Raw genomic sequence first — 25,421 nt, 5'->3', positions numbered from 1 at the left:
GATTTGTCTATGACAGCTGATTTCAAAAAATGAAATCAGCTGTTTATTTTTTTGAAATAGCATATTGACAAGTTTCGCCACATCTCGTAATCTAGTAAGAGTAAAGCAACATACATCATGGCGGTGTAGCTCAGCTGGCTAGAGCGTACGGTTCATACCCGTGAGGTCGTGGGTTCGACTCCCTCCGCCGCTACTATTACTTAAGGACCCTTAGCTCAGCTGGTTAGAGCTGACGGCTCATAACCGTCCGGTCGCAGGTTCGAGCCCTGCAGGGTCCATTCAGTAGAACGCACCTCGTTGAAAAACGAGGTGCGTTTATTTTTGTTCCTCCGGGGAATAGTAAAGATATTGTAATAATATTCATACTATAGTAACTAAGGGAGAGCGAAGAGAGATGGAACGTAACCATACGATGATGCAGTTTTTTGAGTGGCATGTAGAGAATGATGGGAAGCACTGGCAACGCTTGAAAGAGCGGGCGCCTGAATTACGTGCTGCCGGCATCACGTCCGTGTGGATTCCACCGGCGTCAAAAGGTCAATCAGATGAAGATACAGGATATGGAATTTATGACGTATATGATTTAGGCGAATTTGATCAAAAAGGAACGGTCCGTACAAAATACGGTACAAAGGATGAACTCGTCGAAGCGATTCAAGTCGCTCGTGAGAATGACATCGCCATTTATGCGGATGTTGTCATGAACCATAAAGCAGCAGCCGATGAACTTGAGACAATCAATGTCGTTGAGGTCCATCCAGAAGACCGTTCGAAAGAAATTTCAGAAGAATTCGAAATCGAAGCATGGACGAAATTTACGTTCCCTGGTCGAAACGGAAAATATTCGGATTTTGTCTGGACACATGAATTCTTTAATGGAACGGATTTCGATGCCCGTGAAGAAAAAACCGGTGTCTTCAAGATATCCGGTAAAAATAAAGACTGGAACGATCAAGTCGATGACGAATTCGGAAACTATGATTATTTGATGTTCGCGAACATCGATTATAACCATCCGGAAGTACGTGAAGAGATGATCCGCTGGGGGCATTGGTTCCAAGAGACGATTGACTGCCAAGGATTCCGACTCGACGCCATCAAACATATCAATTATGAATTCGTTCATGAATTTGCAAAATCGATGATCGAGAAAAATGATGGCGATTTCTATATGGTCGGGGAGTTCTGGAAATCAGATCTCGATGATTGCCGTCATTTCCTTGATAGCGTTGATTACACGATCGATTTGTTCGACGTTCCCCTTCATTATAAATTCCATGAAGCTTCGAACCAGGGACAAGAGTTTGATTTAACAACGTTGTTTGCAGATACGCTCGTCGAATCACACCCGACGAATGCCGTCACGTTCGTCGATAATCATGATTCACAACCAGGTGAATCACTCGAATCATGGGTAGATGACTGGTTCAAACAGCATGCGTATGCATCGATCTTACTTCGTAAAGACGGTTATCCATGTGTCTTCTACGGTGACTATTATGGAGTGCAAGGACCTCATCCTGTAGAGGGTAAAAAAGAAATGATTGATGCTTTACTGTATGCACGTTATCACAAAGCATATGGTGACCAAGAAGATTATCTCGATGATCCGCATTGCGTCGGTTGGGTTCGTCGAGGCGTAGAAGAAATCGAGAACTCTGGCTGTGCTGTCTTATTGTCGAATGCTGACATGTGCGAGAAGCGCATGTTCGTTGGTGAAGAGCGTGCGGGACAAGAGTGGTTCGATTATACGAACCACCAAGATCACCCAGTTGTGATCGACGATGAAGGATTCGGTGTCTTCCCAGTTCCAGGTGGAGGTGTCTCGGTTTTTGCTCCACGAGAAGTCGAGTAAATCCGAGGGTCTTGACTTGCGTCAACACAGGTTCTTTTGCTAGTCTTAAAGGGTATTGAAGTTTTCGAAAATAGCACAAAGGGGGACATGAACATGTCAAAATTTGAATTACCAGAACTCGGCTACGCTTATGATGCGCTTGAGCCACATATCGATGCTCGTACGATGGAGATTCACCACACGAAACACCACAACACGTATGTCACGAACGTGAATGCGGCGCTTGAGGGTACAGAACATGAAGGAAAGTCACTTGAAGAACTTCTTCAAAACTTGGATGCTCTCCCAGCAAACATTCAAACTGCAGTCCGTAACAACGGTGGCGGTCACTGGAACCACTCATTCTTCTGGAAACTGCTGAAGAAGAACGATGGAGCTGCTCCAACAGGGGAACTCGCGACAGCAATCGATGAATCATTCGGATCATTTGATGCATTCAAAGATGCGTTCGCGAAAGCAGCAACAACTCGTTTTGGTTCAGGTTGGGCTTGGTTAATCGTTGACGGTGGAAAATTGGCGGTCGTTTCGACACCGAACCAAGATACACCAGTCATGGAAGGCAAAACACCAATCCTCGGTCTTGATGTTTGGGAACATGCATACTATCTCAACTATCAAAACCGTCGTCCTGATTACATCAATGCGTTCTTCAACGTCGTTGATTGGGATCACGTAGCGAAGCTTTACGCTGACGCGAAGTAATGTGAAAACGAGCGTATCGTTCAATTGTGAACGATACGCTTTTTTTAATGCGGAAAATGATGGGATAGGTTGTTATGGAAAGTTTCCTTCTATATAATGAAACAAGATGACTTTTGAACGATAGGGGAGTACGCCATGGCTAAACGAATCACCGTACGAGGAAGACGGCGTAATCATCTGCCGCTTCGTCTGAATTTAATGTTCTTCGTCGTTTTTTTATTGTTTGCGATTTTGATTTTCCGTTTAGGAGTCGTGCAAATCGTCAATGGTGAGAAAATTTCGCGGGAAGTTCAAAAAACAGAAATGATCGCATCAAAATATGAAGTGCCACGCGGAAAGATTTATGACCGGGATGGTCGTCTTTTGGTTGATACGATTTCTAAATACTCCATCGTCTACCGTCGAGCACAAACGACGAAAGTCGATGAACGCATTGAGATTGCACAGCGCCTTGCGGCAATCATTGATTTGCCTAAAAAAGATTGGAAAGTCACAGAACGTGATATTAAGGACTTCTGGATCGCGACAAACACGAAAGAGTCTGATCGTCGTTATCAAGAAGCCGTCAAACAGAAATATCCTTCAGCAGAAGCACAAAGTAAACTATCAATCGCAGAACAGGATCAAATCCGATTAGATGCGATTACGAAAGACGATATCGATTATGACGATCAAACGATGGAAGTCATTGCGATCAAACACAACATGGAAGTCGGATATGCGCTTGATCCACAACTCGTCAAACTCGGTGCTTCTGCAAAAGAGATGGCGATCATCGATGAAAACCTAGAAGATTTAAAAGGTGTATCGGTGGAACCGTTCTACGAACGTTCTTATCCATATGAAGGAACACTTCGGAACATCTTTGGGAAGTACTCGAAGATTCCAGCAGAACAACAAGCGGAGTTTAAAGCAAAAGGCTACAGCTTGAATGACCGTGTCGGGACATCATTCCTTGAACAACAGTATGAAGATCTACTGCGCGGGAAACCGGCATACGATGTGTATGAGACGTTCAACGGCGAGCCGGTCGGTGATCCAAAACGTGAGGAAGGCGAGTCTGGTAAGGATCTCGTTCTGACCGTGGATGCGGAGTACAACAAACAAGTCGACCAAATCATGCAACAAGCCATTAAAATGGGACGTGGCATGGGGAGTCGTTATCTAAAAGAAGGTTACGCCGTCGTCATGAATCCACAGACAGGTGAGATTCTTGCGATGTCTGGTCAAAAGTTGGATCCATCAACCGGTAAGTTCTCAGATGTCGCAATCAATAACGTGTTGACATCCCTTCAGATTGGTTCGACGATCAAAGGTGCAACAGTTGCGATGGGACTCGAAGAGGGTGTCATCCGTCAAAACGAAGTCATCAATGATGCTCCGATTACAATCGGGGGTACAAAAAAAGCATCGTACGTCAACATGGGAGCAATCACAGATTTGACGGCACTTGAGCGTTCATCAAACGTTTATATGTTTAATATTGCGATGCGGATGGCGAAGTACCCAAGTAACGGTATTGCCGGAGCAAGTGTGGACGGAGCAGCTGCGATCATGCAGAATTACTATAGTCAGTTCGGGCTTGGAGTGACAACGGGTGTTGATTTACCGTACGAAGCAAAAGGTGTTCAAGGGACACCTGACCGTGTCACGCTACTCATGGACCGAGTCATCGGACAGTATGATGCCTTTACACCGCTACAAGTCGCACAGTATATTTCAACGCTTGCCAACGGTGGTTATCGTGTTCAGCCGCACTTCTTAAAAGAAGTGCTCGCGTCGAATTCGATTGAAAAAGGGACAAAACAAGTTGATTATAGCTTCAAGACGAATTACCTGAATCGGATTGAAGTCAGTCAAGATAACATTGATCATGTTCGAGAAGGATTGCATCGTGTTGTCAAGGGAGAGCGTGGTACAGCAAAAATCATCGCACAAACTGGTATTGATGCAGCTGCTAAAACAGGTACAGCGCAGGTCAGTGTCTATGGTGACGATGGAATCGCCTTACGTGACGGAAGCGGTCAACCGGTTCGTTCATTGAACTCGAACCTCGTTGGCTGGGCGCCGTATGATAATCCAGAGATGGCGTGGGCCGTGTTCCTTCCTTATATGGAACAAGAAACCGTCAACTCGAAAATTGGTCACGATCTTGTCAAAGCGTACTTTAATGTCAAAGATATCCCGTGGCAAACTAAGCCAAATTAACTAGATGGAAAACGAGAGTGAGCAATCACTCTCGTTTTTTTGTTTGCATTGACCTTTTTTTCTAATGGATTTCGAATTGTAAACACCAAAAAACACGCCTTTACAATTCTTTTACGTTGGATTCATTTCGTTTTAATAGTTCATCCGTAGTATAAGTCTTGTAAGGAAAACGGATAAAAAGTCGTAGCATCGTCAGCGACATACTTTCGAGGAGGAAAATTAATCATGTCTTGGATGAAAAAAACAGCACTCATCACAACGGTAGCATCAATCGCAGTAGTGGGGGCAGCATGTGGTAACGATAAAGGCGGTTCTGCTAGTTCATCTGATTTAAAAGGAAAAATCGCAATCGACGGTTCTTCTACAGTCTTCCCGATCATGGAAGCTGTCGGTGAAGAATATTCGATGGAACAACCTGATGTAGATGTCACAGTCGGTGTCTCTGGTACAGGTGGCGGATTCAAACGCTTCGTCGTTGGTGAAACAGATCTTTCAAACGCGTCGCGTGAAATTAAAGAAGAAGAAGCGGCTGAAGCGAAAAAGAATAACATTGAATTCACGAAAATGGCACTCGCATATGACGGTTTGACTGTCGCAGTCAGCAAAGAAAATACATGGGTAAAAGAACTCACAATGGAGCAACTCGAGAAAATCTGGCTCGACCCGAACATCAAGACTTGGAAAGATGTTGATTCTTCTTATCCGGCTGAACCATTAAAATTCTTCAGCCCAGGTAAAGATTCAGGAACATTCGACTTCTTCTCTGAGGAAGTACTTGAGAAAAAAGACATGCGTAAAGATGTTCAATTATCAGAGGATGATAACGTTCTCGTCAAAGGTGTTGAAGGAACAAAAGGCGCAATCGGATACTTCGGATATGCATACTACGCTGAAAACAAAGATAAGTTGAAAGAAGTACCACTTGCTGCTGAAGGCAAAGATGCAGTTGATCCAACACCAGAAACGATTAAAGATCTTTCTTATCCACTGTCACGTGAAATCTACACGTACATCAATAACAAATCAATGAAAGACAAAAAACAAGTCGCTGATTTCGTTCAGTTCACGAACGAAAACGCTGGTGATCTTGCTGAAGAAGTTGGATACATCAAAATGCCGCAAGATCGTTACGATGAAAACGCAAAAGCAATTGAAGATGCAATGAAATAAATCATCGAGTCATGAGGATGGCCCAACCGGGGAAGTCTGTACCGGTTGGGTCCCGTTCTCATGTCAAGAAGGAGTAGGGAGTGAAGAAGGATGAGTTCAACACAAAATAAATCGGTTCGCGAGCTGATTCAACAGAACCGACAGCAAAAATATAGTATGAAAAACGTCATGGAACGCGTCATGCCGATCGTGTTATTCCTTTGTGCGTTTGTCTCGGTCGTTACGACCATCGGCATCATTCTCACGTTAGTCATTGAAACAGAACACTTCTTCGAAGTCGTTCCGTTCAAGGAATTCTTCGGCAGTACGAGCTGGTATCCACTCAACTCAAAACCAGAGTATGGAATTTGGCCACTTGTCGTCGGTACGCTTGAGATTACCGTGATTGCGATGCTAGTTGCCGTGCCGATCGGTCTCACATCAGCGATTTATTTAAGTGAGTACGCGTCAGACCGCGCACGCCGTATCTTAAAACCAATTCTTGAAGTGTTAGCAGGTGTTCCAACGATCGTCTTCGGATTCTTCGCATTGACGTTCGTCACACCATTGCTTGTCAAGTTGATTCCAGGTATTCAAATTTACAATGCGCTCAGTCCGGGGATCGTCGTCGGGATCATGATCATTCCAATGATCGCTTCGATTTCTGAGGATGCGATGAGCTCCGTTCCGAAAAAAATTCGCGATGGTGCGCTTGCACTCGGTTCGACACGTCTTGAAGTTGCATTGAAAGTCGTCGTTCCAGCTGCATTATCAGGTATCATTGCATCGATCGTACTCGGTATGTCACGTGCAATCGGTGAGACGATGATCGTAACGATCGCTGGTGGTTCGAATCCGACAGCTGCGATCGATCCACTCGAGCCAGTCCAAACGATGACAGCGTATATCGTTCAGGTCGCCTTAGGTGATGCTGGATTTGGAACTGTCGAATATTACAGTATCTATGCGGTTGGTACACTCTTGTTTGTCTTCACATTAGTGATGAACTTACTTGCGAACTGGATCACACGCCGCTTCAGAGAGGAGTACTAAGATGGCCTTACCAGAAAAGCAACCTGTCTCGAAAAAATTCATTGATCCGGTCGCGGTGAAGAAATCGATTAGCCAGCGACTCGTCGTCAACAACGTCACAAAAGTCATTTTCCTTGCTGGACTGTTCTTTGGTCTCGTCGTCTTAGGTATTCTTCTGTTCGGCGTCATCCGTGACGGTGCTTCATGGTTATCACTTGAGTTTCTGCAAAATGCACCATCACGCCGTTCGGAACGTGCTGGGATTTATCCAGCTTTAATGGGATCGATCTTCTTGATGCTTTTGATCATCCCAATGATTTTCATCATTGGTGTCGGAGCAGCGATTTATCTAGAAGAGTATGCGAAAAAGAGTCGGATGACTTCATTCATCGAAGTCAACATCTCAAACCTTGCAGGTGTACCATCGATCGTCTTCGGTTTACTTGGTTTGACGTTCTTCGTACGTAACATGGGCTTCGGTTCAACATTGATTGCAGGAGCATTGACACTAGCATTGATGAGTCTTCCGGTCGTCATCGTCTCGTCTCAAGAGGCAATCCGTGCCGTTCCACAAGCAATGCGTCATGCATCACTTGCACTCGGTGCGTCAAAATGGCAAACGACGTTCAAAGTCGTTCTTCCGGCATCATTACCGGGTGTCATTACTGGGATCATCTTGGCTGTATCCCGAGCAATTGGTGAAACAGCACCACTTATCATGGTCGGAGCTGCGATTTTCATCGCTCGTGCGCCAGAAAGTATTTTCTCGGAGTTCACAGCATTACCGATTCAAATTTACAACTGGACAAGTCGTCCACAAGCGGACTTCCAAGGACTTGCAGCGGCAGGCATCATCGTCTTAATGGTTATCCTCTTGACGATGAATTCACTTGCAATCTGGATTCGGAACCGATTCTCAAAACGCTATTAATCGAACGAGATAGATAGAAGGGATTTCTTTTAAGGAGGAAGACAGATGATGGATACGAAGCTGAATACGAAATCAGTCGTTACAGAAGGGACAGAGCGTATGAACCAACCAGTAGCAGCACGTGAGAGCGTCTATAACGTCAAAGACTTAAACTTATGGTACGGTGACGATCATGCGCTGAAAGATGTCAATCTCGATATTAAGAAAAATGAAGTCACGGCAATCATTGGACCGTCTGGCTGCGGGAAATCGACATTCATCAAAACATTGAATCGAATGGTCGAACTCGTTCCGATCGTACGGACGAATGGTGCAATCGAGTATCACGGCCGTAATATCTTTGATAAAGAATACGGTGTCGAAGAATTACGGACATCGGTCGGAATGGTCTTCCAGCAACCGAACCCATTCCCAAAATCAATTTATGACAACATCGCTTATGGTCCCCGTGTCCATGGCGTCAAAAACAAAAAAATCCTCGACGAGATCGTTGAACGCAGTTTACGCCGTGCAGCGATCTGGGATGAAGTCAAAGATCGCTTGAACGAAAATGCCTATGGTCTTTCTGGTGGTCAGCAACAACGTCTTTGTATCGCGCGTTGCCTTGCAATCGAGCCAGATGTCATCTTGATGGATGAGCCGACATCGGCACTTGACCCGATTTCTACATTAAAAGTAGAAGAACTCGTCCAAGAGTTAAAATCAGACTACTCGATCATCATCGTGACACACAACATGCAACAGGCGGCACGTGTTTCGGATAAAACAGCGTTCTTCTTGAATGGTGAAGTCGTCGAGTTCGATCAAACAGACCGGATCTTTGGCAATCCGAGTGACAAGCGGACGGAAGATTACATTTCAGGACGATTCGGATAAGAAGGGGAGACGAGACGAATGGCAGCGAACCGTACGATTTTTGGAGAAAATCTTGCAATACTCGATCAAAAGGTTTTTTTACTGGCTCGTAAGACGATGCAACAGATCGCAACGACGGCAGAAGCACTCGAAAAATATGATCAAGACATCGCGCGGAGTGTCATCGAAAACGATAATGAACTCGATGATCTTGAGCTTGAAATCAACGATGATGCGATCCTATTAATCGCGAAGCAACAACCCGTTGCGACAGATTTAAGACGAATCATCACGGCGATGAAAATTTCGTCGGATCTCGAACGGATTGCCGATTATGCGGGGAATATCTCAAAAGCGGTTCTTCGTGTCGAAACATTCCCGTATGTCATCGATATCTCTTTGTTGAAGGAAGCATTCGAGACATTACTGGATATGACGGAAACTGCAATCGTCGCCTATCGTGACGGAGATGTCGAGAAAGCAAAAGCCTTGTCTGATCTCGATAACGTCATTGATGAGACGACATATAAGGCACTTCGTCAGTACATGCGTCATATGTCGCTTCAGCCGATCGTCATCGATGAAGTCATGCAATTCACGAATATTTGTCGCTATATCGAGCGGATGGGTGATCACTTGACGAACGTCGGGGAGCATCTGATCTATCTCGAAAAAGGAAAACATTATGATTTAAACGGATGAATCAAGTAGGCAGGAGGAATTTCCTCTGCCTACTTTTTTTGTAAAGGGATTCGAAACACGTTTGTAGAATAGGAAAGAAGTGAATAATGACAGAGAGGTGATTGGGAATGCTTGAGCAAATCATTAAAATGAAAGAACAAGGGCTGACAACAAAACAAATCGCAGCTCAATTGGATACGACTGAAGGGAAAATCAAATATGCTTGGACTAAATATCGTAAATCGTTAACAGAACAACCTTCTGCAGCAGCGCCGAAAGTAAAATCAAAAACGGTTAAGCAGACGAAAAAGTCGACTGCACCGGTTTTAGACGTCGTACCGTCTGTGCACTTGGTACCTTCGCTAGAACGCGACGCGTTTGGAATGGCGACGCATTACGAGGATGACATCCTCCACGCTATCGTTCAGTCACCGACAGCGTTATACGTCTACTGGGAATTATCCGAACTGTCGAAACAGTTGCTTGAGACGCACTATCACACGACGTTTGATTCGTTCCGTAAAGAATTACGCATCATTGATGTCACGCTTATTGAATACGAACAAGGACAAGCGAACCGAACGTATCAGTTTGAACTACCGGAGATGACGAACGCTTGGTTCGTACGACCGGTAACCCCGAATACTACATACATCATTGAATGGGGCATTCAAACGATTGACGGGGACTTTGTTCCAGTACTGCGTTCAAAACCAGTCGAAACGCCACGTGACGAACCAGTCACGGACGGACGGTTCGCGGAAGTCGTGCAACATTGGCAATACGGAGAGGTCGAACAACCGGAATGGGTCGAAGTATTACGTCCGTATTCCTATTTCGATCGCGTCCGGTAATGGAATTAGAGAGAGGGAAAGGAAGAGAATCTATGCGAAAAGGATATTTTTCACTCGTCTTACATGCACACTTACCATATATCCGTCACGAAGAGGCGCATCGCCTAGAAGAACGATGGATGTACGAAGCGATTTCAGAAACTTACATCCCGTTGCTTTGGGAAGTCGATCGTTTGTCACGTCCGCTCGGTTGGACGGTCAGCATTTCACCACCCGTCATCGAGATGCTTGCCGACCCATTGATTCAAGAGCGTTATATTGAGCATATCGAGGATACGTTACGATTGATTCGCCAGGAACTAGAGCGAGAGCTCGATCAAAAGGAACGAGATGCGCTTCTGTTCTATCAAGACCGCTATCAAGATTTATTAAATACGTTCCTTCACTGGGAAAAAGATTTGAACCGGGCATTCCGTCATTACAAGGAGCAAGGATATCTCGATTTGATTACGTGTACGGCGACACACGGATTCAGTCCGCACATGTTGTCTGAACAAGCGGCACGTTCTGAAATTCAAACGGGATTGAACTGTTTCGAACGTCATTACGGATTCCGTCCGTCAGGTCTTTGGATGCCAGAATGTGCATATACGCCAGGACTTGACCGTATTTTGTACGAAGAGGGCATTCGTTATACATTTGTCGACGAACATTCGATTTTAAACGCAGATCCGTCACCGAAACACGGAATCGGAGCACCTGTTTATTCGCCACACGGTGTGGCACTCTTCCCGCGTGATCAAATCATTTCCGGGAAGATTTGGAGCTCTGTCATCGGATACCCGGGTCATCCGGATTACCGCGAGTTTTATCGTGACCTTGCGTACGATCGAGAGTGGGATCAAATCGCTGAGTTCATGCACCCGGAAGGCTTACGTTATGATACAGGGTTGAAATTGCATCGTGTAACAGGAGAAACGGATCAAAAAGACTATTACGTCCGTGATTGGGCATGGCAACGGACAAGTGAGCACGCAGCAGACTTCGCACAAGCACTCGGTGAACATTTAGATGCGCATCAAGGACAAGACTTCCCACCGTTCCTTGTCACAGCACCATTTGATGCCGAATTGTTCGGTCACTGGTGGTTTGAAGGTCCCGACTTCCTCGGTAAAGCGATGGAACGTTTAGAAGACCAAGGAATTGAGTCGATTTCACCAGCGATCTTCCTCGAACGTCACTTCCAAGACATCGACACGGCACATGTCGCGATGGGAACGTGGGGACGAAAAGGCTACGCGGAAGTCTGGATCAATGAACGGAATGACTGGATGATTCGTCATCTCCATCAGCTTGAAAAGAGACTAGCAGGTGTCGTAGCCCGAAATCGTCATCAAGATGCGTTGACTGTCAAAGCGAAGCGTCAACTCATTCGAGAATACCTCCTCGCTGTCTCGAGCGACTGGCCGTTCATCCTCGATGGACAGACGACAGCGCAATACGCTGCGAACCGTTTCCGTGAGCACATCTTACGTTTTGAAGAAACCGAGCGTCGACTGGATGCTGAGGAGCTGACGGTGGAATGGTTGGATGATCGATATCGCGAATATCCTTTCCTTCAAGATTCAGATATTGAACCAGATGTCTTCTTGACGGCACATGATTACTACGTGGCAGTGAAGCGTGAGAAATCTTGGAATACAGACGCCATCTTATTGTTCATCCGACAATATGATGCGTCAGATCGGCCAGCTTCGGAGCTCGCTCGACGGCTCGCTGCTGCTGGTGAGAATGTCTATGTCGTCACGGAACATCAGGAGGCGTATCGATTTGAAGAAGGCGTTCATGTTTACGGAGTGCAAGTGACGGGTCTACCGCTCGTTCAAACTTATAACCAATTGGCGGCTCTAAACTTAGCCTTCTTACGTCAAGCGCAAGCCTTGAGTAAGATCGTTGATTTCGCAGTCATCCACAATTTCAACATGGAGACCGCATCAGCTGCCCAAGCCATCGCTAAGATCAAAGAGTTACCACTCGTCAGTAACGTCTACGATATCGAAAGTGAGCGTTCGCCTGATCGTTCAGGCGGTCTAGTCGTTGCTTTAAAACGACTTGAAGGAGACGCGTTGCGCCAATCAGCGATCGTTTATCTAGAACGAGAAGAGTCACGTCACGGGGTGGAACAAGAGTATCACGTCGAAAAGAAGCCGTTGCGTTTTGAAGAGAACCTTGAAAAACCATATCAACACGTGACGAATCCGAAAAAGAACGGATGAACAGTTGCAATTCCTTTCCTTTCTTGGTACGATACTTGAGTATGCTTAACCTTATGTAAAGCAAAATCACTTGATACATCGAGAGCTAGATAGGAGGGAATCCCATGCGCGTTAAAATCACATTAGCTTGCACTGAAACTGGTGACCGTACTTATATCACTAAAAAGAACAAGCGTAACAACCCAGAGCGTCTTGAGTTGAAGAAATACAACCCACGTCTCCGTAAGCACACACTTCACCGTGAAGTGAAATAATTGAGATGGAAGCCGTCACTTCGTGTGATGGCTTTTTTTGTAGAAAGGAAGACAACTATGAACAAACAAGAAGTACGCCGTCTGATCAAAGAACGACTAGATGTGATGGAGAACCGTGCGGAAAAGGAACGATTGATTCACGAACATGTCTTGTTACTACCTGAATGGCAACAAGCGACCTGTGTCGCGATCACGTTAGCTTTTCGAAATGAATGTGATACAAGAATGCTGATTGAACAAGCGTGGCAAGAGGGCAAGACGGTCTTGATACCAAAAGTAGTCGGAGACGAGATGGTCTTTTATGAACATGGACCAGAAGATCAACTGCAAGCAAATCAGATGGGGATTGCTGAACCGATCGCTTCAGCACGTCGCGCCTCACTTGATCAAGCAGAGCTTTGCCTCGTTCCGGGTCGCGCCTATCGTCGGGACGGCTATCGTTTAGGATGGGGAGGAGGCTATTACGATCGTGCACTCGTGCCATATACAGGATGTAAAGTATCGATTGCCTTTTCTGAACAACTTCTTCCAGATTTCGAAGTGGAAGCCTTTGATATCCCCGTTGACTTGATCGTCACTGAATTAGAGGTCATCCGATGTTGAGCGCGACCATTTTGTTTTGTCTATTGCTTGCTTGGACCGGACGATCTTTTCGTTTATTGACGACAAGTGGTGCTATCATGACCCTGCTCGTCGGTAGTGGTGTCTCATTCGGATTCGGTTGGCAAGGATTAGTAGTACTCTTACTCTTCTTTGGTAGCTCGAGTCTGTTATCGAAGGTCGGACGATCTAGAAAACAATCGGTCGACTCCATCGTTGAGAAAGACGGCGCGCGTGACGGATGGCAAGTCCTTGCGAATGGAGGGGTAGCGTTCGTTGCTGCCTTAGCGTATGCCATGACGATGGATTTTGCGTATCTCTTGTTATTTCTATTCGTCATCGCAGCATCGAATGCTGATACGTGGGCATCTGAAATCGGACCGCTCTCAAGACGTGATCCGTGGTCTCTCAAAACGTTACGACGGGTACCAGCAGGAACGAGTGGAGCGATGTCGCTGATTGGAACGATCGGTACGATCGCAGGAGCTGCGTTCATCGCTGTAGCAGCGCATTGGATATTTTCTCTTTCTTTAAGACACGTCTTACTCGTAACAAGCATCGGTGTACTCGGGAGCCTACTGGATACACTATTTGGAGCGGTAGGGCAACGCGTTTACCGATGTACGGTTTGTGGGGAATACACGGAAAAGCGAGAGCACCATGGTCAACCGACAGCTTACGTTTCAGGCATTCGATTTTTAGGGAATGATGCTGTCAATGTCTTAACGAGTGGTTTGGCAAGCGGAATCGGGTTTATCATCGTTCGATTTTGGTAACTGGAAAGTATGTGAGCATGTAATTCCTTATGTTAGGATATCAATGACACAAAATGGACAAATGTGATTAATTTCACATGATACAAATAATGTGAAAGATGTTACAATTTACTTGTGAGATAGTTAACAAACTTTTAGGACGAATGGAAGGGTGGACATAACGATATGGAATTACATGCGAAAGTGACACGAGTAGCCCTCATTGGAGCTGGTGCAGTCGGTTCAAGCTTTGCCTATCAGATGTCAACAGCTGGACTTTGTGAAGAACTTGTCATCATTGATGTCAACAAAGCCAAAGCAGAGGGCGAGGCAATGGACTTAAACCACGGAACACCATTTAGCTCTTCACCGATGCGAATATGGGCTGGAGACTACGCGGACTGCCGCGAAGCGGAAGTCGTCGTCATCACGGCAGGCGCTCCACAAAAACCAGGTGAGACAAGACTCGATCTCGTTGCAAAGAATGCGTTGATCATGAAAGAAATGATTCGTCAAATCATGGATTCCGGTTTTGATGGTATCATCGTCGTGGCTTCTAATCCGGTTGATATCATGGCGCATCTTGCCTGGAAATATTCTGGTCTTCCGAAATCCCGCGTATTTGGATCAGGAACGGTGCTTGATACAGCGCGCCTGCGTCAAATGCTCGGAGAATACTTTCACATTGATTCCCGAAATGCCCATGCCTATATTCTTGGCGAACATGGTGATACGGAATTCGCTGCCTGGAGTAACAGCCGCATTTATGGAAAAACGATTGATGAACTACTTGCTGAAGACGATCGTTATTCTCAAGCAGATCTTGATCAAATCTACATCAACGTCCGAGATGCTGCTTATCATATTATCGAGCGCAAAGGGGCAACCTATTATGCGATTGGGCTTGGGCTCGTTCGGATCGTTCGTGCCATCCTCGGAAATGAGAACTGTCTGTTGACGGTCGGTGCGCATGTCGATGGTCAGTATGGAATTTCCGGTATCCATATTGGAGTTCCTGCCATCATCAATCGTCAAGGTGTGCGTGAAATCATTGAAGTCTCATTGACGGATGAAGAGTTGAAGAAATTCCATCATTCTGCTGATGTATTGCGTCAGACGCTTGAACCCGTCTTACAAGGATAATCGTACGAATCATGATGAAGGTGTTACGAAATAAAGTAGCAAAAAACTCAAGTGTCGGACCTGCTTCATATTGTCCACACTTGAGTTTTTTTGATGTGGAGAACAAACACGTTAATAATTACATCTATTCGTCCGGTAGTAAAAAGAGAAAAATCTAGGTTTTATTTTACTAGAAAAGGGTTAAGTAAGAGATAGAAGGGTTTTTACGTCATTTTTTGTACGTCATGATACCCAAAAAGGAGAGAACCGACAGTCATGTATACTTTTCGAAAACTAACTAAAGAGGATGCAGAACAATACTGGAATCTACGCCTTGAGGGATTAAAAAATCATCCAGATGCATTCGGTCATTCGTTTGATGATGAACAGCAAACCCCGCTCCGCGAAGTACAAGAAGGACTTGAGGGAGAACCCGACTCCGATGAGGTTTGGCTTGGTATGTTCGACGGTGATACATTGTTTGGGTTTGGTCAGGTCAAACCATATGAATTGTCACGTGAATCGCATAAAGCGATGATTTCCGGAGTATACGTATCACCTGAATATCGTGGGGGTACTGGTCGCGCTCTGATGGAAGCCTTAATCGAGGAAGCGAAGAAGTTACCGGACGTCGAGCAAGTCATTCTTGCCGTTTTATCAGGGAACGAAGCCGCACAAAATCTTTATGAGTCGCTCGGTTTTGAAGTATATGCCGAAGATCCAGATTCCGTAAAATTAGAAGACGGCACATATCGTGATGATATTTGGATGAAGAAGTACGTCTAAGTTCTTGAGATGGTGTGGAAAGAAGCTGTAGCAAAAAAGCGCTACAGCTTTTTCGCATGGTATCCGTAGGATATCAGTATCGGCAAAGAATGAATATTTGTTATCATGAGAACAAAGCGGATGTCACGTCGTAGTCCGATTGAAAGGGAGCGAATGAACATGAAAGAAGTCATACGTACGATTGAAGAGCTTGTCTCGATTCCGAGTCCAACAGGTTCGACAAAAGAAGCTATTACATATGTAGAAAAACGATTGGTAGCAGAAGGGATCACGTATCGAAAGCTTGAAAAAGGAGCGATTTTAGCGACACTACCTGGTGCTTCAACGCGCACGCGGTTACTGACGGCACACGTCGACACACTAGGAGCGATGGTGAAAGAAATTTTACCAACAGGACGACTTCGTTTATCACAACTGGGGGGATATGCTTGGACAGCGATCGAAGGTGAGAACTGTCTCATTCACAAGATGGACGGTCAAACGATTTCAGGTACGATCGTGTTCCACCATTCGAGTGTTCATACGTCGCGCGAGACGAACAAAACGGAACGATCCGCTGATAATATCGAAGTACGGCTCGATATCCGTTCGACGACAGCAGAAGAGACGCGCGTCGCGGGGATTGAAGTAGGAGACATCGTAACGTTTGATCCGCGATTCCTCTATACGGAAACAGGATTCGTGAAGTCGCGCCATCTCGATGATAAAGCATCTGTTGCTTTGTTGCTTGAATTGATCAAGGAATGGAAAACAATCGAACTACCACACACGGTCCAAATCCTGATTTCAAATTACGAAGAAGTCGGATTCGGTGGAAATGCTGGATTCACGGAAGAAGTCGCAGAATACATCGCGGTCGACATGGGAGCACTAGGAGAGGGGCAACACTCCGATGAATTCACAGTCTCTATTTGTGCCAAAGATGGTTCTGGTCCGTATGACTTAGCTTTACGCCACCAGTTAACACGCTTAGCACAACGTAATAGCATTCCATATAAAGTTGATATCTATCCGTTCTATAGCTCGGATGCCTCGGCAGCAGTAAGTGCGGGCCACGACGTCCGGCACGGATTGTTCGGTCCGGGAATCGAATCGAGTCATTCGTACGAACGTACGCATGAGACGTCGTTACAAGCGACGTATGATTTGCTACATGCCTATGTAAAGGAGCCGATGGTCGATGAAGACACTGTATGACGTACAGCAGTTACTCAAGACATACGGGACATTCATCTATCTTGGGGATCGAGCGTCCGATATCGCGATGATGATGCTTGAACTCGATGAATTAAAAGAAGCGGGCGTTTTGGAACAACGTCAGTACGATTCAGCGAAACTAATCTTACGACATGAATTAAAGCGTTCACAATCCGATAACATTTAAGATTGTGCAATCCTTTGCGCAAATGGGTTATGTCCGGTAAAATGATGAAGCAGACATTATATGAGTATAGGGGAGACGAAGCAATGAAATGGTTACTCGGCATTGATATCGGCGGAACGACAGTCAAGATGGCAATTTTGGATTTGCAAGGGATCATCGTAGAAAAGTGGGAAATCGAGACGGTCGTTTTGAATGATGGCGTACAAATTCCTAGAGATATTGCAAAATCTTTCTTTGAGAAGTGTCAAGAGAGCAATAAACGACCAGAAGATTTCGTCGGAGCGGGCATCGGTGCGCCGGGATTCATTGATTTTAATACAGGTGTCGTTGAGAAAGCAGTCAATATCGGTTGGAATAACTTTGAACTCATCGGTGAATTCGAACGTTTGACGGGTTTACCGGCTGTGCTTGAAAATGATGCGAACGCAGCGGCAATCGGTGAGATGTGGAAAGGTGCCGGTAGTGGGGCAACAGAACTCCTTGCTGTCACACTCGGTACGGGCGTCGGTGGTGGTTTGATCACGAACGGACAAATCGTGCATGGTACAGTCGGAATGGCTGGAGAAATCGGTCATATCACGATGTTGCCTGAAGGTGGCGTTCTATGTGGATGTGGTCGCAAAGGATGTCTTGAGACGATTGCGTCAGCAACAGGGATCGCCCGTCTTGGTCTTGAGAAGCGTAAAGGGAAAGAAACGTTACTCAACGACATCAAGGCAGTAACGGCGAAAGACGTATTCGAAGCGTATGAGAAAGGAGACCGGATCGCAACGGAAGTCGTAGAAGAAGTGACGTTCCACCTCGGTCTTGCCATCTCCAACTTAGCGAACAGTATTAACCCGGAAATCATCGTCATCGGTGGTGGTGTGTCAAAAGCAGGAGAGACATTGCTTGCACCACTGCGTAAACAGTTCGAACGCTTCGCTTTACCACGTGTTTTCGGATCGACGACGTTCAAGATTGCCGAACTTGGAAACGATGCCGGAGTCATCGGCTGTGCATGGCTTGCGAAGCAGATGTTTCTCAAAAAATGATAATATTCAATTTCAGTAGAAGGTTCGCTTCGGCGAATCTTTTTTTTGTTTACAAACGTACAGTAATTATGTGATTGTTAAGTATCTTCCGGATTCCAGTTGCATTTTTGTAAAACTAAGCGTAAAATTTTCACGTGATATGGGTATATGTAAATTATGATGTAAGTTGTGTGAACTGAAAGCAGAAAGCACATGTAAATTAGGAGGCAGGTTTTTATGCAGCAAGACGCAAACATCTGGTCGCGAATGCGTCTAAAGATGGGTCAAGGCGTTCGCAGCACCTATAAAGAGCACAAGCTCTTTTGGATTGCGACCTTATTGATTTGGTTAAAAACGTATTTAGCGTATACACTTTTCTTCAACGTTCCCGTAACAAACTCTGCGCAAGCATTCATTCTACTAATTAACCCAATTAGTTCAGCGCTCTTCATGTTCGGGTTCAGCTTCTTCTTCCGGGGAAATGTTCAAAAATGGTTCATCTACGGTACATTGTTCGTCGCGACACTCATTTTATATGCGGACATCATTTTCTTCCGCTTCTTTAATGACTATCTGACGTTGCCGGTATTGTTCCAAACATCGAATGCAGAGACTGTTTCTGCATCGCTCGGGTCACTCTTGAATTGGTCCGATTTATTGATCGTCGGTGACTTGATCATCTTACCGTTCTTCTTACGGAAAATGGACATGTCAAAAAACGTTGCGTCACGTGGACGCGCGATTCTCGCATTCGTTGCAGCAGTTGTCGTTTTCCTTGGAAACTTGACGCTGGCTGAAACAGAACGTCCAGAATTGCTCACACGTGCCTTTGACCGAGAATTGCTCGTTAAAAACATCGGAACATTTAACTTCCATATGTATGACGCACTCATTCAGTCGAAGACATCTGCGCAAAAAGCACTCGCGGACAGTTCTGAACTGTCGGAAGTTCAAAGCTTCATTGATTCAAAACATGCTGAACCGAACCCAGCTATGTTTGGAAAGTACAAAGGAAAAAACGTCATCGTCGTTTCCTTTGAGTCGGCACAATCCTTTGCAGTTGGATTAAAGGCACCAAACGGACAAGAGATTACACCGAACCTGAATAAGTTGATTAAGGAATCGCATTCATGGGATAACTTCTATCACAATACAGGACAAGGGAAAACGGCAGATGCTGAGTTCATTCTTGAGAACTCGATCTATCCACTTGGACGCGGTGCAGCATTCTTTACGAACGGAGAAAACGAATTCCGGGCAACTCCTGAAATGTTGAAAGAAGATGGCTATTATTCAGCTGTTTTCCATGCGAACAACAAATCGTTCTGGAACCGAGACATCGTCTACAATAGCTTTGGCGTCGATCGTTTCTTCTCAGAGACGGATTATGACTTAGGGGATCCAGCAGATTTGACGGAGTGGGGCTTGCTCGATGATAAATTCTTTGAACAGTCATTGCCGATGTTGAAAGATTTACCACGTCCGTTCTATTCGAAGTTCATCACATTGACGAACCACTATCCATTTGAGATGCCAAAACCAGAAGATGAACTTGTACCACCGCTTGAGACAAGTTCTACAACGCTGAACCACTACGTTCAGGCACTAGCGTATCAAGATATGGCACTCGGTAAATTCATCGAGGGTCTGAAAAAAGATGGTACGTGGGATGACACGATCTTCATGGTCTATGGCGACCACTATGGTATCTCGACGAACCATAATGCCGCGATGGCAGAACTTATGAACAAAGATGAGTTGACGCCGTATGATGTCGCACAATTGCAACGTGTGCCGTTCGTAATCCATTTACCGGGTCAAACGAAAGGTGTCAAACATGAAGACGTCGCGAGTCAAATCGACATTAAACCGACATTGCTTCATCTGTTAGGACAAGATTTCAAGAATGAAGTGTTGTTCGGTACCGATCTCTTCTCGAAACAGCACAAGGATTATGCGCTGTTCCGCGATGGTTCCGTCATAACAGACAAAACGGTCTATACGCAGGAAACATGTTATGATCGTCAGACGGGTGAAGAAGTAAAAGATGGAGAGTTAGCGGAGATGTGTAAACAATCTACGAAACAATCCGAGAAGGAGTTAGGACTTTCGGATAAAGTCATCTATGGTGACTTGCTCCGTTTCCTTCAAACTTCAAAATAAGATGAGGAAAACGAATCTACTTTCGAGTGGATTCGTTTTTTTGTAGAAAGGTAAATAAAAAGAGAGATGCGCGAGGCATCTCTCTTCAGATTTTAGATAAAAGGGCTGACACCAAAAAATGACGCATCTTTTCAAGCCCTTTCCTCAGGCGAGACACAAGCCAGTTTCCTGCTTCATTTAAGCAGGAAAGCGGGTCTTATTCGTCTCTGACAGCGCATAAATGCGCTTTTTCCTGTAGGAGTGGCGTGTGACGCGTCATTCTTTTTATTACGAGATAAGGGAGGCAGATCATCAATCTGCCTCCCTTATCTTTGTAGATACTGACTTTTGAGTCAGCCTCTTTTTAGCGTATCTTGATTACGATGGAATACCGCCGTAAATCAATGTCGCAATCCCGAACCAGCCGAATAAGACGACAGTCAGACCTGCGAATACGAGTGGAAACATTTGGCGTTTCTTAAGTGAACGAACGACGGCCCAAACGCCGACGAGTGCGACGAAGAAGAAAAGCCAACCGATTGGTTGATCCAAATGCATGACGTACTCCCCCTTAAACAATCACGTTATGAATTTCACGAAGATTTCACTTAAATCTCACTTTTTAGTTTATCCGACTCGCGGGATAAAGTCGAGAGGGCGTTGCAGGAACTTTCGACAATTTCGTGTATAGTAGGAGAAGAGTCTATTGTAAAGGGGGTTTATAGAATGGAAATCGTAATGATCACTTCCGGTATGGCATCTGAGAATGGTTATTTGTTATTTAAAGATAAGGAATGTCTCGTCATTGATCCGGGTACAGAAGATATGCGGTTTTTCGATGAGATTGAAAGTCGGGGAGCAACATTAAAAGCGATTTTGTTGACGCATGCGCATTTTGACCACATTGGTGGTGTGGATATGTTACGACGCTTCACGGAAGCCCCTGTCTACGTGCATCCGGAAGAAGCAGGATGGCTCGGTAATCCAGAATGGAATGGTTCAGCAAAATTCGGAATGCCACCGATGCGGATGAAACCAGCGGATCATTTGTTGCAACCAGGACGATTGACGATCGGTAGCTTTTCGATGCATGTACTTGAGACGCCAGGACACTCACCAGGAAGTGTGACGTTCTACTTTAAAGGAGAACGGATCGCGTTCGGTGGAGATCTCCTGTTCCAGCAAGGCGTCGGACGAACGGATCTATACGGTGGGGATCAAGACGTGTTGATGCGTTCACTGGATCGACTCATCGCGGAACTACCGGCAGATACGACGGTTTATCCAGGGCATGGTCCGAGTACGACGATTCGTCAAGAAATGAAGTCGAATCCATTCCTCTGACTAAAAAAACTCGCCATCCAAAAGGATGACGAGTTTTTTCATTACATCTGGAAGTTCGACCAGTACGTAAAGACGATGAAAAATACAGTTAAGTAAGCTCCAAAGATATAGACATACGTTTTTTCAGTTAAGCGCAAGTAACCGAGCGCTGCAAAAAATACAGTTTGTGCTAAGAAGACGAAGCCCATGACTAAAAATGAATCCGTATGCTCACTTGAGCTTGCATCGCCACCCAATGCGCCGATAAATGCCATGACTGCGATGATACCAGTCCAGAAACCGAGTACGCGGTACATTCTCCCCATTCCTATAACCCCCTAAATCCGACAGATAGTCAATATACGTACTTATTTTACCAAGCAAACAATCATCCGTCCATCCTGTTCTAGTGATTGTTAAGGAATAACTGTGAACAAAAGATGAAGTTTCAAAAAAAGTTGTACAATAGTTGTACAAAAGGTGTACAAAGTCAAATTGACGTGCTATAGTAGCTGTAATGAAACCCCGCACTTTGAGAGGAGGAGCAAAAATGACGAATGAGTTAGTCTTTTTCACATACCCAAGCTGTACATCATGTCGTAAAACGAAATCATGGTTAAAAGAGGAACATGTTGATGTAGAGGAACGTCATCTGTTCAGAAATGCTCCAACAGTTGATGAACTCATGGAACTGTTGAAATTATCGACGGATGGGATTGAAAGTTTGCTCGCAACACGCAGTCAAGCCTTCAAGGATCTCGGCATTGATATTGAAGACATGAAACTCAGTGAGTTATTACGCCTCATGAGTGACAATCCGAAATTATTACGCCGCCCAATCATCACTGATGGAAAACAACTTGTTATCGGATACGATAAACCAGGTCTTGAGACACTGGCGAAGCGTAAACATCGGACAATCGCACACGTATCGTAAAGAAGCCGGTTTGGTCGGCTTCTTTTTTTTGTGTATTGTTTGCGGTAGGGAGGTGAAGAGAAATGAAGGAATGGACGACACAACTCATGGAACGATTCGAATCACTTGGTGCAACAGATGTTCATTTCGTACCGAATGAAGCTTGCGTCCGAATCGTTTGTCGAACGGGTGACGGTTTGTGTGAACAAGAAGAGGTGGAACTGACGCGTTACCGGACACTTGTCAGTCATGTCCGCTATGAGGCGAACTTAAAGGAACAGAATGAGCGGATTCCGCAAAGTGGTTTGTATCCGCACGGGAAAAAGGGCATGCGCGTCTCGTTGTTGCCGAGTCGACAAGGGGATGCGATGTCGTGGCGATTTTATCGTTCGACGGTCTCTCAAGAAACGGCTTTACGAACGTTACACGATCAATTGGACTTCGCTTGGTTAGCTGAACAACGACACGGGTGTATCGTCATTTCTGGATCGACAGGTGCAGGAAAGACGACGATGTTATATTCCTTGATGAGTGCGATGGAAGAAAAACGAATCATCTCGATTGAAGATCCGGTGGAGTGTACGGTACCAAACGTCTTGCAACTGGAACTAAATGAAAAAGCAGGGTTCACTGCTACGCGATGTTTTGAAGAAATATTGCGAGCGGATCCTGATTGGATTGCTTTTGGTGAGGTACGGACGAGAGAGGCAGCACGTTTGACGATGAATGCCGCACTTAGTGGTCACGTCGTGTTATTTACGTTACACGCTGGAAGTATTGATGAGGCGCGCTTGCGCTTGCGTAGTTTAGGGATCGAAGAGTCAGAACTAGCTGTCTGTCAACGCATCATTCATCTCGAGCGAAAAGGAGAGGATGTCCGCTGTACCGTCAGAAACTTACAAGCCGCGATCAAAGTCGGTTCTTAAAACGATATCACCGCTTGTTATCAAAAGGCATTTCCGCGAAAGAGACGTTACTCATTTTAAAACGATTCGAGCGTCAGCCGTTCGCGGAAGTAGTCGGAGAAATGGAACAACGTCTTGAGAAAGGAGACTCCTTTGCAGCATCGCTTGAACCGCTTGCGTTAACGAATACCTTAAAACGACTTCTTTTCGTTGGAGAAAGGACAGAGCGACCATTGCTCGTCCTTCGCCAAATCGTGAAACTGCTCGACCTCGAAACAGAAATGCGATCGAAGTTTTGGAAGATGATCCGGTATCCGCTTGTTCTAGCGACCAGTCTATTCCTTCTGTTCTTCTTTTACGCCCTCTACGTATTTCCGTCTCTCCTCGAGATGTCGGACCCGAAGACTCTCCCCTCATTTCTGCATCTCCTTCTTCACCCCTCTGCGAAATATCTGCTCGCAAGTATTCCCGTTATTTTGTTGACCTCCGGGTACCTCTTTTTTCGCTTCTTTCCGTTAAACCGTATTTTACGACTGAAACCGCTACAGCGTTTGATTCGCCTCTACTACAGCTATTTATTCACGATCGAAGTAGGATCGTTCATCGATGCTGGCTTCTCGCTCGAAGAGACCTTTCGCCATCTAGAGCAAGGACAAGCGAATAAAAAAGGGCATCTCTATGCTCGTCTACATGCTAAACAACAGGCAGGGGAACCACTTGCAGAAGCGCTTGGCGAAGATGAGATCATCGAAGCCGAGACAATTGGAATCGTCCATTTGGCGCGGGAAAGTGGCGATCTTGGACCGTTATTGCTTGAACAAGCGACACTCTTGCATGAGTCGATGGAAGAGGAACTAGAGAAAAAGTTGTTATGGATCGAGCCGATTTTGTACGGCGGATTGACGATCATGACGGGAACGTTGTTTCTCATCTTGTATTATCCAATTCAGCTAGCGATACAGCAGCTTCCATTCTAAACAGAGGAGACGATACGATGAAACAATTCTTAAAGCGACAGGATGGATTCACCTTACTTGAGATGGCAGCCGTCTTATTGATCATTTCGTTATTACTGCTCGTTTTGATTCCTACGATGACAAGTGGAAAGGACCAGGCGAAAGGTGTGAGTTGTGAGGCGAACATTCGAGTCATTCGGTCAGAAGTAAACCTTTACTATGCCAAAGAGAAGAAGTATCCAGAATCACTTCAGACGATCAATCGCGGAACAGCTGATAAACCGAATGCTCTCGTCTGTGATCAGGAGACGTATACGTATGATCCGAAGACTGGCGAACTTACGAAGTGAACGTGGATTTACCTTATTTGAGATGACGGCGGTGCTGACAATCATTGCTTGTTTACTTGTTTTTTTATTACCGGCACTGTTTGAAAAACGACCGGACTGGATTCCGCTTGAACAAGAGGTTCGTCTGATGGAACAAGATATTCAGACACTTCGACTGATGCAGTACTCAAAGCAAGATCAATCATTGATGCAGTTTCGATTTCGAGGAGACGGTACAGGATACCTTGTCCTTGCGGATGACCGGTTGTTATGGCAACGGACATTCCAAAATGGTCATACGTGTACCGTTCCACCCTCAAATCGCATCATCTATTTTAAAAGCTATCACTCGATCTATGCAGCGACCTGGTCTTGCCGTTCGGCAACAGCCGAATATGAAATCAAATTCTTACTTGGGAATTATCAAATGGCAATCCGTAAAGTGAGGTGAGA

At 45.3% G+C, this 25,421-nt stretch carries 27 protein-coding genes and 2 tRNA genes; 27 read left to right on the top strand and 2 right to left on the bottom strand.

All coding sequences use genetic code 11. The features are described 5' to 3' along the window. The first annotated feature begins 119 nt into the window (after positions 1-119). From KNQ15_RS05030 to KNQ15_RS04930, 21 genes are all read left to right on the top strand, one after another. Positions 120-193, top strand: a tRNA-Met gene (locus KNQ15_RS05030). A gap of 11 nt (positions 194-204) precedes the next feature. Beyond that, a tRNA-Ile gene (locus KNQ15_RS05025) sits at positions 205-278 on the top strand. 116 nt (positions 279-394) lie between these two features. Then, entirely contained in the window at positions 395-1,855 is a 1,461-nt protein-coding gene (locus tag KNQ15_RS05020) for an alpha-amylase (RefSeq protein ID WP_047396429.1), read from the top strand. A 93-nt stretch (positions 1,856-1,948) separates the two neighbouring features. Then, on the top strand, positions 1,949-2,557 hold the full coding sequence (locus KNQ15_RS05015) for a superoxide dismutase (protein WP_029341059.1): 609 nt from the start codon (positions 1,949-1,951) through the stop codon (positions 2,555-2,557). A gap of 135 nt (positions 2,558-2,692) precedes the next feature. Beyond that, positions 2,693-4,765, top strand: a complete 2,073-nt coding sequence (locus tag KNQ15_RS05010) for a peptidoglycan D,D-transpeptidase FtsI family protein (RefSeq protein ID WP_029341060.1) — start codon at positions 2,693-2,695, stop codon at positions 4,763-4,765. 225 nt (positions 4,766-4,990) lie between these two features. Next, on the top strand, positions 4,991-5,935 hold the full coding sequence (locus tag KNQ15_RS05005) for a PstS family phosphate ABC transporter substrate-binding protein (RefSeq protein ID WP_214728095.1): 945 nt from the start codon (positions 4,991-4,993) through the stop codon (positions 5,933-5,935). A 90-nt stretch (positions 5,936-6,025) separates the two neighbouring features. Then, entirely contained in the window at positions 6,026-6,967 is a 942-nt protein-coding gene (gene pstC / locus KNQ15_RS05000; RefSeq protein ID WP_214728093.1) for a phosphate ABC transporter permease subunit PstC, read from the top strand. A gap of 1 nt (position 6,968) precedes the next feature. Next, positions 6,969-7,877: a phosphate ABC transporter permease PstA gene (gene pstA, locus KNQ15_RS04995; protein WP_029341063.1), complete on the top strand. Its 909-nt coding sequence runs from the start codon at positions 6,969-6,971 to the stop codon at positions 7,875-7,877. Positions 7,878-7,976: 99 nt separating this feature from the next. Next, positions 7,977-8,753 (top strand): phosphate ABC transporter ATP-binding protein PstB, encoded by a 777-nt coding sequence (pstB, locus tag KNQ15_RS04990; protein WP_053454494.1) that lies wholly within the window; start codon positions 7,977-7,979, stop codon positions 8,751-8,753. Between the two features lie 18 nt (positions 8,754-8,771). After that, entirely contained in the window at positions 8,772-9,434 is a 663-nt protein-coding gene (gene phoU, locus KNQ15_RS04985; protein WP_214728091.1) for a phosphate signaling complex protein PhoU, read from the top strand. 107 nt (positions 9,435-9,541) lie between these two features. Next, a complete protein-coding gene (locus KNQ15_RS04980; RefSeq protein WP_214728089.1) occupies positions 9,542-10,267 on the top strand; it encodes a DUF4912 domain-containing protein in 726 nt (241 codons plus the stop codon). A 32-nt stretch (positions 10,268-10,299) separates the two neighbouring features. Continuing rightward, complete coding sequence (locus KNQ15_RS04975; protein WP_214728087.1) at positions 10,300-12,483, top strand: 1,4-alpha-glucan branching protein domain-containing protein; 2,184 nt, start codon at positions 10,300-10,302, stop codon at positions 12,481-12,483. 104 nt (positions 12,484-12,587) lie between these two features. Then, positions 12,588-12,737 (top strand): 50S ribosomal protein L33, encoded by a 150-nt coding sequence (gene rpmG / locus KNQ15_RS04970; protein ID WP_012369771.1) that lies wholly within the window; start codon positions 12,588-12,590, stop codon positions 12,735-12,737. 57 nt (positions 12,738-12,794) lie between these two features. Beyond that, entirely contained in the window at positions 12,795-13,340 is a 546-nt protein-coding gene (locus KNQ15_RS04965; protein ID WP_029341067.1) for a 5-formyltetrahydrofolate cyclo-ligase, read from the top strand. Then, the gene (locus KNQ15_RS04960) at positions 13,334-14,113 is read left to right on the top strand and encodes a DUF92 domain-containing protein (protein ID WP_029341068.1); all 780 of its coding nucleotides are present in this window, start codon (positions 13,334-13,336) and stop codon (positions 14,111-14,113) included. Before KNQ15_RS04965 ends, KNQ15_RS04960 begins: the two co-directional genes overlap by 7 nt. Positions 14,114-14,278: 165 nt before the next feature. Beyond that, positions 14,279-15,235 carry an L-lactate dehydrogenase gene (locus tag KNQ15_RS04955; protein ID WP_029341069.1) on the top strand — a complete coding sequence of 319 codons (957 nt, stop codon included), beginning with the start codon at positions 14,279-14,281 and terminating at the stop codon, positions 15,233-15,235. Between the two features lie 255 nt (positions 15,236-15,490). After that, entirely contained in the window at positions 15,491-16,000 is a 510-nt protein-coding gene (locus KNQ15_RS04950; RefSeq protein WP_023467548.1) for a GNAT family N-acetyltransferase, read from the top strand. A gap of 159 nt (positions 16,001-16,159) precedes the next feature. Further along, entirely contained in the window at positions 16,160-17,197 is a 1,038-nt protein-coding gene (locus KNQ15_RS04945) for a M42 family metallopeptidase (protein WP_029341070.1), read from the top strand. Further along, positions 17,181-17,384 carry a YqgQ family protein gene (locus tag KNQ15_RS04940; protein WP_029341071.1) on the top strand — a complete coding sequence of 68 codons (204 nt, stop codon included), beginning with the start codon at positions 17,181-17,183 and terminating at the stop codon, positions 17,382-17,384. Before KNQ15_RS04945 ends, KNQ15_RS04940 begins: the two co-directional genes overlap by 17 nt. Before the next feature lie 83 nt (positions 17,385-17,467). Further along, positions 17,468-18,418 carry an ROK family glucokinase gene (locus KNQ15_RS04935; RefSeq protein WP_050678398.1) on the top strand — a complete coding sequence of 317 codons (951 nt, stop codon included), beginning with the start codon at positions 17,468-17,470 and terminating at the stop codon, positions 18,416-18,418. A gap of 216 nt (positions 18,419-18,634) precedes the next feature. After that, the gene (locus KNQ15_RS04930; RefSeq protein WP_023467552.1) at positions 18,635-20,560 is read left to right on the top strand and encodes an LTA synthase family protein; all 1,926 of its coding nucleotides are present in this window, start codon (positions 18,635-18,637) and stop codon (positions 20,558-20,560) included. A gap of 357 nt (positions 20,561-20,917) precedes the next feature. Here KNQ15_RS04930 and KNQ15_RS04925 read toward each other — a convergent pair whose 3' ends face one another. Beyond that, positions 20,918-21,097, bottom strand: a complete 180-nt coding sequence (locus tag KNQ15_RS04925) for a DUF2759 domain-containing protein (RefSeq protein ID WP_023467553.1) — start codon at positions 21,095-21,097, stop codon at positions 20,918-20,920. 168 nt (positions 21,098-21,265) lie between these two features. On the opposite strand from KNQ15_RS04925, the gene KNQ15_RS04920 reads away from it, so the two are divergent. After that, positions 21,266-21,883 carry an MBL fold metallo-hydrolase gene (locus KNQ15_RS04920; protein WP_214728085.1) on the top strand — a complete coding sequence of 206 codons (618 nt, stop codon included), beginning with the start codon at positions 21,266-21,268 and terminating at the stop codon, positions 21,881-21,883. 41 nt (positions 21,884-21,924) lie between these two features. On the opposite strand, the gene KNQ15_RS04915 is transcribed toward KNQ15_RS04920, so the two are convergent. After that, the gene (locus KNQ15_RS04915; protein WP_023467555.1) at positions 21,925-22,188 is read right to left on the bottom strand and encodes a DUF2626 family protein; all 264 of its coding nucleotides are present in this window, start codon (positions 22,186-22,188) and stop codon (positions 21,925-21,927) included. Between the two features lie 224 nt (positions 22,189-22,412). Between KNQ15_RS04915 and KNQ15_RS04910 the strand changes: the two genes are divergently transcribed. The 5 genes from KNQ15_RS04910 to KNQ15_RS04890 all read left to right on the top strand — a co-directional run bounded on the left by KNQ15_RS04910 (position 22,413) and on the right by KNQ15_RS04890 (position 25,419). Then, the gene (locus tag KNQ15_RS04910; protein WP_023467556.1) at positions 22,413-22,799 is read left to right on the top strand and encodes a Spx/MgsR family RNA polymerase-binding regulatory protein; all 387 of its coding nucleotides are present in this window, start codon (positions 22,413-22,415) and stop codon (positions 22,797-22,799) included. Positions 22,800-22,861: 62 nt separating this feature from the next. Beyond that, on the top strand, positions 22,862-23,704 hold the full coding sequence (locus tag KNQ15_RS04905; protein ID WP_149426967.1) for an ATPase, T2SS/T4P/T4SS family: 843 nt from the start codon (positions 22,862-22,864) through the stop codon (positions 23,702-23,704). Positions 23,705-23,718: 14 nt separating this feature from the next. Further along, positions 23,719-24,660, top strand: coding sequence for a type II secretion system F family protein (locus KNQ15_RS04900; protein WP_058265105.1), 942 nt, complete (start codon positions 23,719-23,721; stop codon positions 24,658-24,660). A 17-nt stretch (positions 24,661-24,677) separates the two neighbouring features. Further along, positions 24,678-24,989: a competence type IV pilus major pilin ComGC gene (locus tag KNQ15_RS04895; protein ID WP_023467559.1), complete on the top strand. Its 312-nt coding sequence runs from the start codon at positions 24,678-24,680 to the stop codon at positions 24,987-24,989. Further along, positions 24,958-25,419, top strand: a complete 462-nt coding sequence (locus KNQ15_RS04890; protein ID WP_149426968.1) for a type II secretion system protein — start codon at positions 24,958-24,960, stop codon at positions 25,417-25,419. Before KNQ15_RS04895 ends, KNQ15_RS04890 begins: the two co-directional genes overlap by 32 nt. The last annotated feature ends 2 nt before the right edge of the window (positions 25,420-25,421 follow it).

The organism is Exiguobacterium sp. s168 (genome assembly GCF_018619035.1).
In the GTDB taxonomy this organism is placed as follows: domain Bacteria; phylum Bacillota; class Bacilli; order Exiguobacteriales; family Exiguobacteriaceae; genus Exiguobacterium_A; species Exiguobacterium_A acetylicum.
The sequence above is the reverse complement of the archived record's forward strand: the minus strand, read 5'-3'. Positions and strand labels throughout refer to the sequence as shown.